Origin of the sequence: Brevibacterium sp. VCM10 (assembly GCF_000583215.1) — a bacterium.
Taxonomy (GTDB): Bacteria; Actinomycetota; Actinomycetes; order Actinomycetales; family Brevibacteriaceae; genus Brevibacterium; species Brevibacterium linens.
In genome coordinates, this window is record NZ_JAJB01000031.1 from 20,514 (window position 1) to 35,923 (window position 15,410).

The following is a 15,410-nucleotide window of genomic DNA, read 5'->3' on the forward strand; positions in this document are numbered from 1 at the left end:
CTAGTACAATGTACTATACACTGAGGCAAAGCACCGATGTCAATGACGCAAGGAGCTCGGTTGTCGAAGCGAGACGACATCATCACCGCGGCGATTCGCCTGGCGGAGGGGTCGCAGCCGGGGCAGGCGAACCTCAGCGTGCGCGCTGTGGCCAAGGAAGCAGGGGTCGGACCGTCGACGCTGCGCCACTACTTCCCCACCCAGGCAGACCTCCACGAGGCGGTCGCACTGCGTTCCATCGACACCGTCGTCAGGGACTTCTCCATCGACGATACGGCCCGCGCCCCAGCCGACCGGCTCTATGAATGCTGTGCCCAGTTTCTGCCGACTCATGAGCACCGGGACGTGCAGCTCGAAACCTGGTTCTCCATGCACCTGCACGCTCTCGGCGCCGAGAAGCGGGCAGTGTCCCGGCGCCTCCTCGAACACGGCCACCGAGTCACCTATGACAGTCTGCATCGCTGGCTGAACTTGCTCGCCGAGGAGGGACACATCGACCCCGCCGAGGTGGAGCCAACCGCCACAGCGCTCTTCACCACCGTCGACGGCATCGCTCTGCATTCGATCATCTCGCCCGAGACCATGACGGTCGACGCTGCACATGAACAGGTCAAATGGACGATCGACAAGCTCCTCAGCTCCTGAGCGGCCCAGCAGAGACTCACCGCAAGCCGGCCTCACCCACTCACCGCATGTCGGCGGCCGCGCGGCGCAGCCCCTCGGTCAGTCGCGAGAGTTTGTCCGATGCCAGAGTCCAGTGGTGCCAGTACAGCGGGACGTCGATATGCGGCTCGGTGCCGATCTCGACGAGGTCGGCGTCGAGTTCGTCGAGCTGCATGACCGGCACCATCCCCCAACCGAGGCCAGCCTCTACTGCGGCCGCGAACTCCGCTGACCCCGGCACGACCGACATCGGCGGCCGACCGTCGACTCCGCAGCGGCGGAGGAACTCGAATTGCAGGTCGTCGTCCTGGCCGAAGTTCACCATCGGCAGCCTCTCAAGGTCCGCCTCGGTGCCGGTGGAATGCCGATCGATCAGGGAGCGTTCGGCCACGGCGGTGTAGCGCATCGCCCCGAGCTCGGCGACCGTCGTCCCGTATCCGCCGGTCGACGTCGAGGTGATCGTGCCGAGCACCTCTCCCGATGCCAAGAGCGGCAGCGCTTTGTCCTGGTCGACCATCTCGATGCGGAGGACGACATCGTCCCAGCCGGCCGCCTCGGCGAATATCGGGCGGAACCACGTCGCCATCGAATCGGCATTCACCCCCACCCGGAGCACCGTGGGCTCACGACCCCGATCGCCGGATCCGCCCGCTCCGAGGGAGTCGGCGTCGATGCCGTGCAGCCGGTCGAGCGCCTCGGATTCGAGCAGCTCGACCTGCCGGGCGTAGCGGAGGATCGCCTGCCCTGCCTCGGTGACGGTGATCGGATTCGTTCGTCGGATGAGCACCTGCCCGAGGCGGGACTCGAGTGTGCGGATGCGCTGACTCGCCGCCGAGGCAGTGATGCCGAGGACGAAGGCCGCACCCTCGACGGTGCCTTCGTCGACAGCGGCGGCGAGCGCTTTGACGTGATTGATATTCATGAAGCAATTGTGCATCAGATGCGTATTCTGTTGTTTTTCTTCTGATCAGTCGTTCTCTAATGTTGAACCCGTGCTCACTCATCTCGTCACCGGACTCCTCACCGGCTGGTCGCTCATCATCGCCGTCGGCCCGCAGAATGCGCTCCTGCTGCGGCAGGGGATCCGGCGCGAGCACCTCGGCGTCGTCGTCACCATCTGCATCGTCGCCGACGTGCTGCTCATCGCGGCGGGCACGGTGGGGATCGGGGCGATCGTTCTCCTCGCGCCGTGGGCGCTCGAAGTCCTGCGCTGGCTGGGCGTGGCCTACCTGCTGTGGTTCGCGTGGACGAGCCTGAAATCGGCGCGCAATGCCACCGGACTGAAGGCGGACACTCATCAGCGGTCGCTCAAATCCATCATCGTCACCACTCTGGCGCTGACGTTCCTCAACCCCGGCGTCTACATCGACACCGTCGTCATGCTCGGCAATCTCGCGAATCAGCAGGGTCCGGACGGGGTGTGGCCGTTCACGTTCGGGGCGATGCTCGGCTCGATCAGCTGGTTCCTCGTCATCGGCTACGGCGCCCGCGGGCTCTCCCGTTACTTGGGGCGACCGAGGGTCTGGCAGGTCCTCGACGTCATCATCGCCGTCGTGCTCGTGGCGCTGGCCGTGCGGTTGGCGCTCGGATAAGAGGCTGCGCCGAGGCGACCGGCTTCGTCGACGATGTCAGTGCTCATCGGTACCGTCCAAGACATGGATCCTCGAGTCGACCTGCCGCTGCGTTCAGTGGCCGAACATGCCGTGTCCCTTCCGGAGCTGAGTCCGTGGCTGCGCGATCTGCCGGCCGCTCGCGACGTTCTGTCCGGCTTCGAATTCGATCGGACGACCGTCTTCGTCGGCGAGAACGGCTCGGGCAAGTCAACCATCATCGAGGCCGTCGCCACGGCTCTCGACCTCCCGCACGGCGGCGGCTCCGACTGGGAGGTGCGCGATCACGTCGAGGCGCCTCCCGAGCTGAGTGAACACCTGCAGATCGTGCGCGGAGCGACAACGAATCGCAGCGGATTCTTCCTTCGCGCCGAAACGATGCACGAGAACATGGCCTATCTCATGGGCGTCGGCTCGATGCGCGGCCATCATTATGCCCGGCGATCGCACGGCGAGATGTTCGTCGACATGCTCACAAGCCGTTTCATGGAGCTAGGACTGTGGATCCTTGACGAGCCGGAGAGCGCGCTGTCGTTCACGGCCTCGCTGACTCTTCTGCAGCTCATCCGCGAACGCCAGCGGAAGGGCCTGCAGACCGTCATGGCCACCCACTCGCCCATCCTCGCCCGAGCCACAGAAGCGAAGATCGTCGAGGTCGGCGACTGGGGCTTGCGCGAATCCCGATGGGAGGACCTCGACATGGTCGATCACTGGCGCCGCTTCCTCCACGACCCGCAGAGGTACCTGCGCTACCTCGACGACTGAGACGCCGATCAAGCCACCACTCGCGTCAATGACCGCATCTCAGCCGTCACCGCACCCGCCCCCGGGCCTACAGGCTCAGGCTCGGATGGAGCTGGGTGAGCGTGACCATACGCTTGCGACTGCAGACCACGGTTGTGGCGACCAGACAGATCGCGGTCATCAGCAGCAGGACCACGGCCGCCTGGGCTGCGATGAACATGTCACCACCGGCAACCAGTGTGCGCAGACCGCTGACCGCGTGCGTCATCGGCAAGAACGGTGAGATGATCTGGAAGATCTTCGGCGCCGTCTCGACCGGATAGGTTCCGCCCGCCGATGCGATCTGCAGCATCAGCAGAACCAGGGCAATCAGCCTGCCGACACCGCCCAAGGCCGCGACACACAACTGGTGCACGGAGTGGAAACACGCCGCCGCGAGCATCGAGAACAGCAGCGTCCACAGCCACGCTCCGGCCGAGAAGTCCAAGGTGAATGCGAGGATCGCGTAGAGGACTGCGACTTGAGCGATACCGAAGAGGAGCCCGGGAACGTAGCCGGCCCAGGCGATGCGCGACGAAGTCGCCGATGAGAACAGCGCCCGATATGGAATGGCGTTGATGACCATATAGGTGATCATTCCGCCGATCCACAGAGCCAAGGAGACGAAGAACGCGGACAGTCCCTCGCCGTAGGCGTCGACCGCGTTGTCCTTGACCTTGTCTGCATCGACGGGAACAGCCACGACATCCGAACGGTTCTCCCGGTCCTTCTTGTCATAGGTCGGGATCTGCTCGAGTCCCTTCTGCAGACCATCGGCCAGTTCGCCGGAGCCGTCATCGAGTTTATCCGCGCCCTTGTCGAGTTCGGTCGACCCGTCAACGAGCTGTTCCGAACCGTCCTTGAGATCACCGGCTCCGTCCTTAGCCTTCGCCGTGCCGTCCTTGAGCTGGACGGCACCGTCATGGAGGTCACCGGCTCCCTTGGCGAGCTTTCCCGCACCTGCGTCGAGCTTGATCAGCCCGGAGTGGAGGTCGTCGGCACCGGTCGCGACCTTCTGCGCTCCGTCGTCGAGCTGACCGATCTTCTTATCGGCCGTGCGGATCTTGTCCATCACCCCGTCGACCGCGTCGGTCAGCTTGTCCTCGAGGCTCTTGGCTTCATCCTTGGCATCCGAGGCGCGCTTGTGCGCGGAATCGAGGTCCTCGCCGAGGCTGTCGGCATCCTCGGCGAGTTTCTTGACGTTCGGGTCGTCCGGATAGTCCTCCTGCAACTGCTTGATCCGGTCGTCCATGTCCCCGCGCACGGTGGTGCGGGCGTCGTCAAAGTCCCCTTCGGCGCGCTCGAGCTTGGGGCGGGCCCCATCGACGACGTCATCGGCCTTGCGTTTGACGTCCTCGGCCTTCCTCGTGGCTTCATCGGCGGTATCACGCAGCTCGGAGGTGCCGTCGGCGACCTGCCCGGCACCGTCGGCGAGTTTCTTCGAGCCGTTCTTCGCCTCGGTGGTGGATTTCGCCAGGGTATCGGCTCCGTCGGCGAGGTCGCCGCTGCCTTTCTTCAGCTCTCCCGCACCGTCGTCGAGGTCGATGAGTCCTGTCTGCAGCGTTCCGATTCCTTTGTCGAGCTTCGTCGTCCCGTCCACGAGCTCTCCGGTGCCGTCGTGGAGCTGGCCTGCTCCGTCGTGCAGTTCGGCCGCACCGTCTGCAGCCTTCTCCGTCTCGGAGTGGATATCGTTGAATCCGAGATACACCTGTTTGACGTACTCGGCGGTCGTCGTCTTACTCAGTCCGTCCTTGATCTCGGAGAGGATGGTCCCGGCCATCTGCCCGACGATGAAGTTGTGGGCGTCGTCGGTTCGCAGCCGCAGCCCTGCTTGCTCCGGATCGTCACCGCCGGTCGACACGAGCTTCTCGGAGAAGTCCGAGGGGATCTCGAGGACCGCGAAGTACTTCCCTTCGGCCAGCCCCTCGTCGGCTTCTTCCTGGCTGGTCTCCTCCCAGTCGAATCCGCCTTCGCCCTTCGGCGTGATCTCGTCGACGAGTTCCTGACCGGCGTCGAGCTTCTCTCCGTCCGAGTCGGGCTTCTCGGCGCCGGTGTCCTCGTTGACGATCGCTGCCTGCAGCTTGTCGAGGTGCCCGGCCGGGTCCCAGTTCGAGGCCAGGTACAGCCCGCCGTAGATCGACGGGATGACGATGATGACGATCATCGCCAAGCGCGTGATCGTGTGGCGTTTGAATCGTGAGAGTTCTAACCAGGGCAGGGAGAACATTCGGGAATCTCCTCGGATTCGTGTACGTGGGGCAGGAAGTTCAGTGTTTGGACCCGCGATGAGCGGGAGGGTGGGGCGGCAGTTCGAGGTCGACAATCGACGGCTCCGCGCGGGAGCCGAGCGACCTGGTGGCGATGTCGAGTTCGCTCGAGTCCTCGCAGGAGACGATGACCGTGAGCAGGTCCTCGGGATCCCGTGATCTGCGCAGCTGCTGGTAGATGAGGATCCCGGCCCAAGCGCGGGCTCGGTCGGCGGATTCGCGCAGGTAGTCGATGTTGTCGATGACGACGACAGGTGGGCGGCTGAGGCTTGCCAGCCCGAATTCGAGGAAGAATTTCTGCAGCTCGCTCAGCTCGGAGACGAATACCTCTCCGTCATCGTCGATGAGGAAGTCCGCGCGCTGGGCGTCCTGCTTCGAGAACGTCCCCGGCGGGAGTTCGTCGATCATCTCACCGGCCGTGGTGAAAGTGTCCCGGATGAGGCCGATGACCTCGCGCAATGTCGATTTCGACGCCCACGGCTTATACCAGGGCTGCAGCATGATCTGTCGTTCGGCGACGTGCTGAGCGACCGTGAAGTCGTCCTCAAGGTCCGTCAGCCCGGCGATATGTCCGACCGCAACCTGCCCGCGCACGGTGCGGGCCTGCTTGCGGATATCGATATCGCCGAGGCGGCCCTCCCCGTCCGAGACCCGCATCCTCGCAGCCAAGGACAGCAGGAAGGAGGTCTTCCCGCTGCCGGCGGGCCCGCGGACGACGGCGATGGCGCCGGTCGGCACCTCGAGGTCGATATCGGTGAACACATCGCCCTGTTTTCCGGACAGGGACCAACCGCGCAGCGAGACCGCTGGCGCGTCGATGTCGGCGTCCTCGGCGAGAGTGTCCATTGTGCTCTCCATAGCCATCGCTCCCAGTCGTCTGTGCCCTTGTCGATCCGGTCTGTACCGGAGATCTCTGCACCGCGCAGGTAACTGCAGAATACGCCACTACCGGCGCGCGGGAGCGTGGAGCGGGCGACTCCACGCGAAGTTACCCATTGGTAACTCCAATGAATTCTCTCATGGAAATGATGGGAGCGTGAGCCGAGAACGCTCAGATGTCGCGAATTGCACATCGGTTATCCGCGCAGAGGCCCTCGAGCGGACTCCTCGGGCGGCCACACGGGTGGCTGCTCGGCGGGGATCGCAGCACGGCTCCGCAAGGCGGGAGCCGTAACGCGATGACAGAGGGCGGGGTCGTAGTATCGAACACGTCGATATCCCTCGACGCACGGTGATGAGAATGAGGAGCGAATGAGCACGGTCGATCGCAACCTCACCGGACTGCACAGACGGTGGGGACTGAGCCCGTCGACACTGGCACCCGGATGTTTCGCCTCGGTGATGGCAACCGGGATCGTGTCGATCGGGGCCGAGCTCACAGGGCTGCACTCGCTGTCCGTGGGTCTGTTCTGGCTTGCCGTTACCCTGTACGCGTTCTTCACCGTACTCACCGTGGTGCGGATCCTCCGATATCCCGATGCTGTTCGCGCCGACCTGCATGATCCCTCCCGGGCGTTCGGCTTCTTCACCGCCGTGGCCGGCACGAACGTCCTGGCGACGGGCTTCGTCGGTCTGGGCATGATTCCACCTGCGCTCACCCTCTTCGTTCTCGGCGGTCTGCTGTGGCTGGTGTTCGGGTACGGGATTCCCTTCACCGCGATCCTCGGGTCGAGCACACGGCCGGTCTCGCCAGGGGTGAATGGCACGTGGCTCGTGTGGGCAGTGGCCGCTCAATCAGTGGCGGTGGTCGCCGCGAGCCTGGGGATCGAACTTCCGAACACCTCAGATTCCGCGCCCGGCCTGGTCACATTCCTCGTGCTCACGGCGGTGGTCATGTGGGCTGTGGGCCTGACCCTCTACCTCACCTGCATGATTGCGATCATTGTGCGCGTGCTTCGACATCGGTTCGGGCCCGAGGACCTCGATGCCCCGTATTGGGTGACGATGGGCGCACTGGCGATCGCGATCGTGGCGGGTTCGCGGATCCTCGATCTCGGCGGGACTCCCCTGCTCGAGGCGACACGTGTACTGGTCGGAGCATCCTCGGCGCTGCTGTGGGCGATCGCCACGTGGCTCGTCCCGGCGCTCGTCGCCGCGGGTATCTGGAGGCATGCCGTCCACCGGGTGCCGATGACCTATGCGGCCGGGCTGTGGAGCATGGTCTTCCCCGTGGGCATGTACGCGGTGGCGAGCATCTACCTGGGTCGGTCGGATCATGTGCCGGCGATCGAGCGGATCGGGCTGCACTGGTTCTGGGTCAGCCTCGCGGTATGGGCAATCGTCTTCGTCGCCATGGTTACGTCATTCATCAGGACCGTCCGCCGACCCTGATCGGTCGGCCCTCGCAATACGTCCTCGTGGCAGCACAACGCCCCGCCGGCGGCATCTCGCACCTGTGCAACGGTGCAAGATGCCACTGACGGGGCGTGATGGTCGCGCAGCTGTAGGACGTGTCAGCAGCGGGGCGTGATGCTCACACAGATATCTGCGCCGAGACCGGTGCCTGGCTCAGCGGTCGAAGCGCTGCCCTTCGGGCTTCGATTCCATGACCATCAGCACGATGAGGATGATCCCGCCGACGAAGGGAATCAGCGAGAGAAAGTAGAAGGGCCCCGCAAGATTCGCATCGTGCAGGCGTCGCCAGGAGACCGCGATGGACGGAACGATCGTGGCCAAAAAGGCGACCAGCATCAGGATTCCGGCAGTCGCCATGAGCGCTGTCGCACCGGCGGGAGGGGTGGCATTGTATGAGTCGCCCGACGCCGAGATTCCGGCGATCGCCGACCCGGCAAACCCCAGAATCATGGGAATGATTCCTACGAGGGCGGTGAAGAGGTATGCGAACCAGTACTCACTGCGCGAAGCCCGCCCGGAGAACTTCGCGTAGTTCTTGAAGAAGCGTTTGACGGCCTGGCCGAAGGTCGCGCCGTAGAGCGGAAGCGAGAGGTCATCGGGACTGGCAGCACCGCGAGGCGCTCCGCCATATCCGAGCCCATCGTAGCCGTGTCCGCCAGGCATTCCGGGGTCCGGCATTCTTGGGCCGGGCACGTCGGGGTCGGAGTTGTATGCTGCGTTCGCGTCGTAGGACATGGTGACTCTCAAATAGTGATCGCGTACAAGAATGGTCGGCCAGCCGATCATCTCATCGGAGTCGATGAGATGAAAATGCCGGCCGACCATCAGCGAGTCACAGGCCGAGAGAGTCAGACGTCGAAGCGCTGTCCCTCGGGCTTGGACGGCAAGACCATCAGGACGATCAAGATGATTCCTCCGACGAACGGAATGAGACCGAGGAACCAGAACGGTCCAGCGAGATTGGCGTCATGGAGACGGCGCCACGAGATCGCCAACTGTGGAATGAAGAGCGCCAATCCGATGAGTGTCGAGAGAGTGCCACCGATCATCGACAGCACCGAGCCACCACCGGCAGCCACACTGTTCATCTGCCCGGTGGCCGGATCGATCGAGCCGGCGGCAGCCGACAACGTCTGCGCAGCACCGATGCCCGACAAGATCCCCGGGATGAGCAGCAGCAGGAAGACGAAGAGTGCAGCAAACCAGTACTCGCTGCGCGAGGCGCGTCCCTTGAAGTTGACGTAGTTCTTGAAGAAGCGCTTGACGGCCTGGCCGAAGGATGCGCCGTAGAGCGGCAGCGAGAGGTCATCGGGGCTGGCGGCACCGCGTGGCGCTCCGCCGAAGCCCTGCCCTCCATAGCCCTGGCCGGCCGGCACTCCGGCTCCTGGCGCCCCTTGACCGGGGGTGCCGGAGTTGTATGCTGCATTCGCGTCGTAGGACATGATGACCTTCGCTTGTAGGTGACGATTCTGATCGCGTTCCGCCATCGAAGAGCCGTGATTTCTCAGCCGATCTTCAGGAAGCGCAAAATCTATTCTGCACCAGGCTTTCTATCGATCATGTGTCGAACCGGTTTCAGATCTGCAACACAGCTCATGATTCACCCATTTGTCATGGTCCGGACACGGAAACGGCGCCCGAGGATTGCCTCCTCGGGCGCCGTCATCAGCGGTTCGCTGCCACCTCAGGCGTCGCCGCCGGTAAGTGCATAGGCCTCGTCGACCGGCGTCTCATCGATATGCCCGTCGACGCGACGCAGTGCCTTCCACCCGAGCGAGATGACGACGACCGACAGCAGCACGGCCCCGGCACCGAAGAGGTACGGAGATCCCGCACTGATGGATTCCGATACCGCACCGGCGACGATCGGCGCCACGGCACCGCCGATGAAACGCACACCCGAATAGGTGCCCGAGGCAACCGGACGAGGCAGGTCGCTGACCTCCATCGCCGATTCGGTGAACACCGTGTTGAGCACACCCAGAAGCATGCCGGCCACGACGATGCAGACGACGATCCCGACCAGCGATTCGACGAGAAAGGACATGACACCCAGCAGCACGGCGAGCGCGACGAGGGTGACGATGAGGCTGCGACGGCGCCCCATCCGCTTGGTCAGCACGGGAGCGCCGAACACCGAGGTGATCGCCACGCAGATGCCCCAACCGAAGAAGACGTAGCCGAGGCCCATGGCGCCGAAGTCCTCCATGCCCAGCTTCGCGGCGGCCGCCTCGACGGGGAACGGACTGTAGGCCAGCAGAATGAAGAAGCCGAAGTTGTACAGCAGCGCGGAGACGCCGAGGATAGCCACCCCCGGACGAGCGAGCGCTCGGAACGTGGCGCTGAGTCTGATCGGCTCCGCGGCAGCCCCGGTCGAGCTCGTGCCGCCCGGAAGCAGCACGGTGATCGCGATGAAGCCGATGGCCATGAGGACGGCGGTGCCGAAGAACGGTCCGCGCCAGGAGATGCCCCCGAGGAGTCCGCCAAGCAGCGGGCCGGTGGCGATGCCGACGCCGAGAGCCGCCTCGTAGAGGATGATCGCCTTCTCCGCACCGCCGGACGCGGCGCCGACGATCGTCGACAGCGCTGTGGAGATGAACAGCGCGTTGCCCAGACCCCAACCGGCACGGAACCCGATGATCTGGTCGACGGATCCGGAGAATCCGGCCAGAGCCGCGAACGCGACGATGAGCACAAGACCGATGAGCAGCGTGGTCTTCGCACCGATGCGCGAAGACAGGAAGCTCGTGAAGAACATCATTCCGCCGGTGATGAACAGGTAGCTGGTGAACAGCAGCATCGATTGGGCGGGGCTGGCGTCGAGCTCGGCCGAGATGGCCGGCAGGATCGGATCGACCAAGCCGATGCCCATGAAGGCGATGACCGCGGCGAACGCGACCGCCCACACGGCACGTGGCTGGCGAAGGATCGACGTTCCCGCCCCGGGTTCGCCGGGCGTTTCGTCCCCTGTTGTTTCGTTGTCTGCTGACGCTCTCATCTGCTGGTCGCGTCCCCTTTCCTGTGGTGCGTCCGCTTCGAAATCAGTTCCGGAAGCGTGGAAGCGTGGTTGAAAAACTGCGATGTGTTCGGCGGCTAGCCCGCGTCCGAGTCCGAATCCGGGCCCTCGATCTGCTCGTCGACGCCGTCGACCGGGTGGCGGTCCTTGAGGAAGTCCGATACCAGTCCCAGCGCACGATCGACGCTCTGACGCTCCTCGACGCTCAGCGACTCGAAGTACGGCTGAATCTGCTCGATCATGATCGCCCGGTTCTCCGCCAGCCGCGCCCGACCGGCATCGGTGAGCGAGAACTGCGAAGCGCGACCATCCGTGGGGCTGGGCTCGCGCACGACGAGCCCGGCTTCCTCGAGTCTGGCGAGGAGCTTCGTCGCCGCGGGCTGAGAACTGAGATACCCTTGCGCAAAATGACCGACGCGGACAGGTTGATACTGCTCGACGACGGCGAGCGCACGCAGCGCCGCCAGTGAGTTCTCGTTGCCGATCACTCGTCGAAACGCTCTGGTCAGACGCGACGAGACGACAACGAGCCGCGAGACGAGCTCAGCTGAATCCACATCATCCATAACTTATTTATATACCCAGGTTATGCATTTTGGCAAATCACCCCACCCGAATGTCACCATGTGACGGACCTCACGGCCGCCTCGGTGACGGTCGTGCTAACCTGGCCTCACATGTTCCGGGGACGGTGAAATTCCGTACCGGCGGTCACAGTCCGCGACCCGCTCGCATTCGTGCAGGCGGTTGATTCGGTGAAATTCCGAAACCGACAGTCAGAGTCTGGATGGGAGGAGCATGGTGGCCTCGGCCGCTGTGTTCGGTGCATTCGACCGCACCGTCGCACGCGACTGAGACGCTTTGATGGTTGCACCCGCAATATCCTCCCTCCCGGCGAAGGCTCGGGAGGTTTTTTCATGGGCACGCAGCCAGACGAGGCCGCGGAATTCACGGACCTCGAATCCGCGGCGATGGCCGCCGCTCTCAATGCGGCCCGCGAAGGAGTTCGCGGAGCGAATCCGCTGGTGGGCGCGGCAATCCTGACAGCCGACGGCCAGATCGTCACCGGTCACCACGGAGGTGCCGGAACGCCCCACGCCGAGGTGGACGCGATCACCACCGCCCACGACCTCGACATCGATCTGACCACCTCGACGCTGTTCGTCACGCTCGAGCCCTGCGCCCACCACGGCCGGACCGGCCCCTGCACCGAGGCGATCATCAAGGCTGAGATCCCCTCCGTCGTCTTCGCCTCCCCCGACCCGAACCCCCTTGCCGCGGGCGGTGGACACACCCTCGCCGAGGCGGGGCTGACGGTCAGTTCGGGACTGTACGAAGCCGACTCCCGCGCTCTCAATGCCCGCTGGGTCCGGTCGACGGCCGAGGACCGCCCGTTCGTCACGGCGAAGATCGCGCAGAGCCTCGACGGGGCCGTCGCCGCCGCTGACGGAACCAGCCGATGGATCACCTCGGCGGAGTCGCGCGCACACGCTCACGAGGTCCGGGCCCGAGTCGACGCCATCCTCGTCGGCACCGGCACCGCAGTCGCCGACGATCCGCGTCTCAACGCCCGCGGTCATGACGGAATCGCGCTAGACGATCAGCCGCGGCCCGTCGTGCTCGGCACCTCCGAGCTGCCGGTCACCTCGTTTCTCGCCCTCAACCCGAACACGCTGCATCTGCGCACCCATGATGTCCGGGACGCCCTGGACCAACTGCACGCCGACGGGGTGCGTCATCTTCTCGTCGAAGGAGGACCGACGGTGCTCGGCGCGTTCTTCGCCGCCGGGGTCGTCGACGAGGTCTTCTGCTATCAGGCTCCGCTGCTCATCGGCCCCGGCCGCAGCAGTGTCGACGGTTTGGACATCGGCACCTTGTCCGATGCGCTGCGACTGGTTCCCGACGATACGGAGACTCCGGCTGTCTCGCGGCTCGGCCCGGATTTCCTGCTGCACTTCGCAATGACAGATCAGGAGCCAGCCGAACCCGGCTCCCTGCGGATCAGGCACGTAGCCGCCGCAGACCCCCAGCCATCACCGACCAACACGTAGGAATCTGGAGTCACATGTTCACCGGAATCATCGAAGGACTCGGCACCATCGAATCGATCGAGCGCACGAACGATTCGGCCGCGATCACCATCGACGCCGGCCCCCTCGTCGCCGACCTCGAACTCGGCGGCTCGCTGGCCGTCAACGGAGTCTGCCTGACCTCGACGAGGCGGCCCGCCGAACAGCGCCCCGGCCTCTTCACCGCCGAGGTCATGGGCGAGACCCTGGGCCTGACCGGACTCGGCACCCTGGGCACGGGCGACCGGGTCAACCTGGAACGCTGCACGCCCGCCTCGGGGCGCTTCGACGGCCATGTCGTCCAAGGACACGTCGACGGACGCGGTGAACTCCTCGACCGCATCGACCGTCCCGACTGGTCGACCCTGCGCATCGGGATCCCTGCCGAACTCGCCCCGCTGACCGCGGTCAAGGGGTCGGTCGCCCTCAACGGGGTCTCCCTGACGCTGACGGCCGTGTCCGAGCCGAGCGCATCCTCGGCGTGGGTGGAGGTCGGCCTCATTCCGGCCACCCTGACCCACACGACGTTCGGCGAGCTGCCGGTGGGCGCGGCCGTGAACGTCGAGGTCGACGTACTCGCGAAGTACACCGCGCGCCTCCTGTCCTTCCGCACCACCATCCAGCAAGGAGTCGATCATGACTGATCCCATCGCTCACGCCAGCCGCCTCGATCCCATCGACGCGGCCATCGCAGCCGTTGCCGCCGGCCGCCCCATCCTCGTCGTCGATGATGAGGACCGGGAGAACGAGGGCGACCTCATCATGGCCGCCGAGTTCGCCGATCCCACAACGATGGGCCTCTTCGTCCGGCACACCTCGGGCGTCATCTGCGCACCCATGACCGCCGACCGAGCCGCCGCCCTGCGTCTGCCGCCGATGGTCACCGACAACGAGGACCCGAAGGGCACGGCCTACACGATCAGCTGCGACGCGGTGGGCGTGACCACGGGCATCAGCGCCGCCGAACGCGCCGAGACCGGTCGAGTCCTCGCCGCCACCGATCCTGATCCGGCGGCGATCTCGCGGCCCGGCCATGTCTTCCCGCTCATCGCGAAGGACGGCGGTGTCCGGGAGCGCCCCGGCCACACCGAGGCCGGGGTCGAGTTCGCGCGTTTGGCCGGGGCGCAGCCGGTGGCGATGATCGGCGAAGTGGTTCACGACGACGGGTCGATGATGCGCTTCGACGCGGTGCGCGACTTCGCCGACGCCCACGACCTCGTCATGGTCTCGATCGAACAGCTCATCGCCTACCTCGAGCTGCGTGATACGGATGCGTCGGGCGACTCCCCGGCGGCCGTTGCAGCGGTCCCGGGCGTGTCTTCGGCCCCGGCCATGTCTTCGGCTGCGGATGATTCCCGCACCGAGGCGGCCGCCTCGGTGAACGTCGCCGTTGCACCATATGGGGACGAACCGGTTGAGGCGACCGCGGAGGTGGCTCTGCCGTCGGAGCACGGCAGCCTGCGGGCCCGCGCGTTCACGATCAACGGGCATGACCACCTCGGCGTGTTCGCGGGATCCCCGGAGTCCGACGTCGAGGGGCCGGCGCCTCTCGTGCGGCTGCATTCGGAGTGCCTGACCGGGGACGTCTTCGGTTCGCACCGTTGCGACTGCGGTGAACAGCTCGACCTGGCGCTCGGCATCATCGCCGAACACGGCGGTGCGGTTCTCTACCTCACCGGGCACGAGGGCCGCGGAATCGGGCTGAGCAACAAACTGCGCGCCTACGCTCTGCAGGATCAGGGACGAGACACCGTGGATGCGAACCGAGATCTCGGGTTCACCGACGACGCCCGCGACTACCGTGCCGCGGCGACGATCCTGCGCTCAATCGGGCTGACTCGCATCCGCCTGCTCACGAACAACCCGGCGAAGACCTCGGCCCTCGAAGAGCTGGGCATCACGGTCGAAGCCGTGGTACCGCTCGAGGTCGCGGCGCGGCCGGAGAACACGCACTACCTGGCCACGAAGCGCGAGCGCATGCACCATGTGCTCACGCTGCCGGAGGTCACGGGCACTGCCGGCGCGGGCGCAGGCACTGTCGGCGCGGGCGCGGGCGCGGGCAACGGTGCCGGTGCCGCCGGGGCCGTCGCCAGCTGAAACCCGGCCCGGCCTCTCTGGCCGACCCACTCAGAACACGAACCAGGCTCTTCGGAGCCTTCGAACAAAGGACACACTCATGGCTCATTCCGGAGCACCAGAACTCACCGCCGACGCCGCTGACCTGCGAGTCGCCATCGTCGCCGCCTCCTGGCACACCCAGATCATGGACGGTCTCGTCGACGGAGCCCAGCGCGCCGCCGCCGAGGCTGGAGCCGAGGCCACGCTCATCCGCGTGCCCGGCAGCTTCGAACTGCCCGTCGCCGCCGCGCGCCTGGCACCGCACTTCGACGCGGTCGTCGCTCTCGGCGTGGTCATCCGCGGCGGCACCCCGCACTTCGACTATGTCTGCCAAGCGGCCACCGACGGCCTCAATCGGGTCGCCATCGACTCGGGCAAGCCGGTCGGCTTCGGCGTGCTCACCTGCGACACCGAACAGCAGGGACTCGATCGCGCCGGACTCGAGGGGTCGGTCGAGGACAAGGGGCATGAGGCGATGACCGCCGCCCTCGTCACCGCCCAGGCCCTGGCGCCTTACACGCAGGGCTGA

15 protein-coding genes and 1 riboswitch are annotated in these 15,410 nt (G+C 65.5%); of the genes, 8 read left to right on the forward strand and 7 right to left on the reverse strand.

Features of this window, described 5'->3' with window-relative positions:
* The first annotated feature begins 60 nt into the window (after window positions 1-60).
* Window positions 61-645, forward strand: coding sequence for a TetR/AcrR family transcriptional regulator (locus AD89_RS0109965; RefSeq protein WP_025778455.1), 585 nt, complete (start codon window positions 61-63; stop codon window positions 643-645).
* Window positions 646-685: 40 nt separating this feature from the next.
* Here AD89_RS0109965 and AD89_RS0109970 read toward each other — a convergent pair whose 3' ends face one another.
* Window positions 686-1,585, reverse strand: a complete 900-nt coding sequence (locus AD89_RS0109970; protein WP_025778456.1) for an ArgP/LysG family DNA-binding transcriptional regulator — start codon at window positions 1,583-1,585, stop codon at window positions 686-688.
* A gap of 70 nt (window positions 1,586-1,655) precedes the next feature.
* On the opposite strand from AD89_RS0109970, the gene AD89_RS0109975 reads away from it, so the two are divergent.
* Window positions 1,656-2,255 (forward strand): LysE/ArgO family amino acid transporter, encoded by a 600-nt coding sequence (locus AD89_RS0109975; protein WP_025778457.1) that lies wholly within the window; start codon window positions 1,656-1,658, stop codon window positions 2,253-2,255.
* Between the two features lie 63 nt (window positions 2,256-2,318).
* Complete coding sequence (locus AD89_RS0109980) at window positions 2,319-3,038, forward strand: AAA family ATPase (protein ID WP_025778458.1); 720 nt, start codon at window positions 2,319-2,321, stop codon at window positions 3,036-3,038.
* Between the two features lie 67 nt (window positions 3,039-3,105).
* On the opposite strand, the gene AD89_RS0109985 is transcribed toward AD89_RS0109980, so the two are convergent.
* On the reverse strand, window positions 3,106-5,283 hold the full coding sequence (locus AD89_RS0109985; RefSeq protein WP_025778459.1) for a YhgE/Pip domain-containing protein: 2,178 nt from the start codon (window positions 5,281-5,283) through the stop codon (window positions 3,106-3,108).
* A gap of 40 nt (window positions 5,284-5,323) precedes the next feature.
* The gene (locus tag AD89_RS0109990) at window positions 5,324-6,169 is read right to left on the reverse strand and encodes an ATP-binding cassette domain-containing protein (protein WP_231488569.1); all 846 of its coding nucleotides are present in this window, start codon (window positions 6,167-6,169) and stop codon (window positions 5,324-5,326) included.
* Window positions 6,170-6,574: 405 nt separating this feature from the next.
* Here AD89_RS0109990 and AD89_RS18420 point away from each other — a divergent pair, with 405 nt between their 5' ends.
* Window positions 6,575-7,654: a tellurite resistance/C4-dicarboxylate transporter family protein gene (locus AD89_RS18420; protein WP_051505196.1), complete on the forward strand. Its 1,080-nt coding sequence runs from the start codon at window positions 6,575-6,577 to the stop codon at window positions 7,652-7,654.
* Window positions 7,655-7,831: 177 nt separating this feature from the next.
* Here the strand turns inward: AD89_RS18420 and AD89_RS18425 are convergent, their stop codons facing one another.
* From AD89_RS18425 to AD89_RS0110015, 4 genes are all read right to left on the reverse strand, one after another.
* Window positions 7,832-8,413, reverse strand: a complete 582-nt coding sequence (locus AD89_RS18425) for a DUF805 domain-containing protein (RefSeq protein WP_197021737.1) — start codon at window positions 8,411-8,413, stop codon at window positions 7,832-7,834.
* A gap of 113 nt (window positions 8,414-8,526) precedes the next feature.
* On the reverse strand, window positions 8,527-9,120 hold the full coding sequence (locus AD89_RS18430) for a DUF805 domain-containing protein (protein ID WP_081770419.1): 594 nt from the start codon (window positions 9,118-9,120) through the stop codon (window positions 8,527-8,529).
* A 242-nt stretch (window positions 9,121-9,362) separates the two neighbouring features.
* Window positions 9,363-10,676, reverse strand: coding sequence for an MFS transporter (locus tag AD89_RS0110010; protein ID WP_081770417.1), 1,314 nt, complete (start codon window positions 10,674-10,676; stop codon window positions 9,363-9,365).
* Window positions 10,677-10,771: 95 nt separating this feature from the next.
* Window positions 10,772-11,260: a MarR family winged helix-turn-helix transcriptional regulator gene (locus AD89_RS0110015; protein ID WP_035320380.1), complete on the reverse strand. Its 489-nt coding sequence runs from the start codon at window positions 11,258-11,260 to the stop codon at window positions 10,772-10,774.
* A 108-nt stretch (window positions 11,261-11,368) separates the two neighbouring features.
* A riboswitch (FMN riboswitch) is annotated at window positions 11,369-11,497 on the forward strand.
* A 114-nt stretch (window positions 11,498-11,611) separates the two neighbouring features.
* Here AD89_RS0110015 and ribD point away from each other — a divergent pair.
* The 4 genes from ribD to ribH all read left to right on the forward strand — a co-directional run bounded on the left by ribD (window position 11,612) and on the right by ribH (window position 15,410).
* Window positions 11,612-12,745, forward strand: coding sequence for a bifunctional diaminohydroxyphosphoribosylaminopyrimidine deaminase/5-amino-6-(5-phosphoribosylamino)uracil reductase RibD (gene ribD, locus AD89_RS0110020; protein WP_025778465.1), 1,134 nt, complete (start codon window positions 11,612-11,614; stop codon window positions 12,743-12,745).
* Window positions 12,746-12,759: 14 nt separating this feature from the next.
* Window positions 12,760-13,407: a riboflavin synthase gene (locus AD89_RS0110025; RefSeq protein WP_025778466.1), complete on the forward strand. Its 648-nt coding sequence runs from the start codon at window positions 12,760-12,762 to the stop codon at window positions 13,405-13,407.
* On the forward strand, window positions 13,400-14,860 hold the full coding sequence (locus tag AD89_RS0110030; protein ID WP_025778467.1) for a bifunctional 3,4-dihydroxy-2-butanone-4-phosphate synthase/GTP cyclohydrolase II: 1,461 nt from the start codon (window positions 13,400-13,402) through the stop codon (window positions 14,858-14,860). The genes AD89_RS0110025 and AD89_RS0110030 overlap by 8 nt, the downstream gene beginning before the upstream one ends.
* 79 nt (window positions 14,861-14,939) lie before the next feature.
* Complete coding sequence (ribH, locus tag AD89_RS0110035) at window positions 14,940-15,410, forward strand: 6,7-dimethyl-8-ribityllumazine synthase (RefSeq protein WP_025778468.1); 471 nt, start codon at window positions 14,940-14,942, stop codon at window positions 15,408-15,410.

What these genes read in the sequence shown, in the direction of transcription:
- AD89_RS0109970 (WP_025778456.1), bottom strand. Translation starts at nt 1,585, where the DNA reads ATGAATATCAATCACGTCAAAGCGCTCGCCGCCGCTGTCGACGAAGGC.
- AD89_RS0109980 (WP_025778458.1), top strand. Translation starts at nt 2,319, where the DNA reads ATGGATCCTCGAGTCGACCTGCCGCTGCGTTCAGTGGCCGAACATGCC.
- AD89_RS0109985 (WP_025778459.1), bottom strand. Translation starts at nt 5,283, where the DNA reads ATGTTCTCCCTGCCCTGGTTAGAACTCTCACGATTCAAACGCCACACG.
- AD89_RS0109990 (WP_231488569.1), bottom strand. Translation starts at nt 6,169, where the DNA reads ATGGACACTCTCGCCGAGGACGCCGACATCGACGCGCCAGCGGTCTCG.
- AD89_RS18420 (WP_051505196.1), top strand. Translation starts at nt 6,575, where the DNA reads ATGAGCACGGTCGATCGCAACCTCACCGGACTGCACAGACGGTGGGGA.
- AD89_RS18425 (WP_197021737.1), bottom strand. Translation starts at nt 8,413, where the DNA reads ATGTCCTACGACGCGAACGCAGCATACAACTCCGACCCCGACGTGCCC.
- AD89_RS18430 (WP_081770419.1), bottom strand. Translation starts at nt 9,120, where the DNA reads ATGTCCTACGACGCGAATGCAGCATACAACTCCGGCACCCCCGGTCAA.
- AD89_RS0110010 (WP_081770417.1), bottom strand. Translation starts at nt 10,676, where the DNA reads ATGAGAGCGTCAGCAGACAACGAAACAACAGGGGACGAAACGCCCGGC.
- AD89_RS0110015 (WP_035320380.1), bottom strand. Translation starts at nt 11,260, where the DNA reads ATGGATGATGTGGATTCAGCTGAGCTCGTCTCGCGGCTCGTTGTCGTC.
- ribD (WP_025778465.1), top strand. Translation starts at nt 11,612, where the DNA reads ATGGGCACGCAGCCAGACGAGGCCGCGGAATTCACGGACCTCGAATCC.
- AD89_RS0110025 (WP_025778466.1), top strand. Translation starts at nt 12,760, where the DNA reads ATGTTCACCGGAATCATCGAAGGACTCGGCACCATCGAATCGATCGAG.
- AD89_RS0110030 (WP_025778467.1), top strand. Translation starts at nt 13,400, where the DNA reads ATGACTGATCCCATCGCTCACGCCAGCCGCCTCGATCCCATCGACGCG.
- ribH (WP_025778468.1), top strand. Translation starts at nt 14,940, where the DNA reads ATGGCTCATTCCGGAGCACCAGAACTCACCGCCGACGCCGCTGACCTG.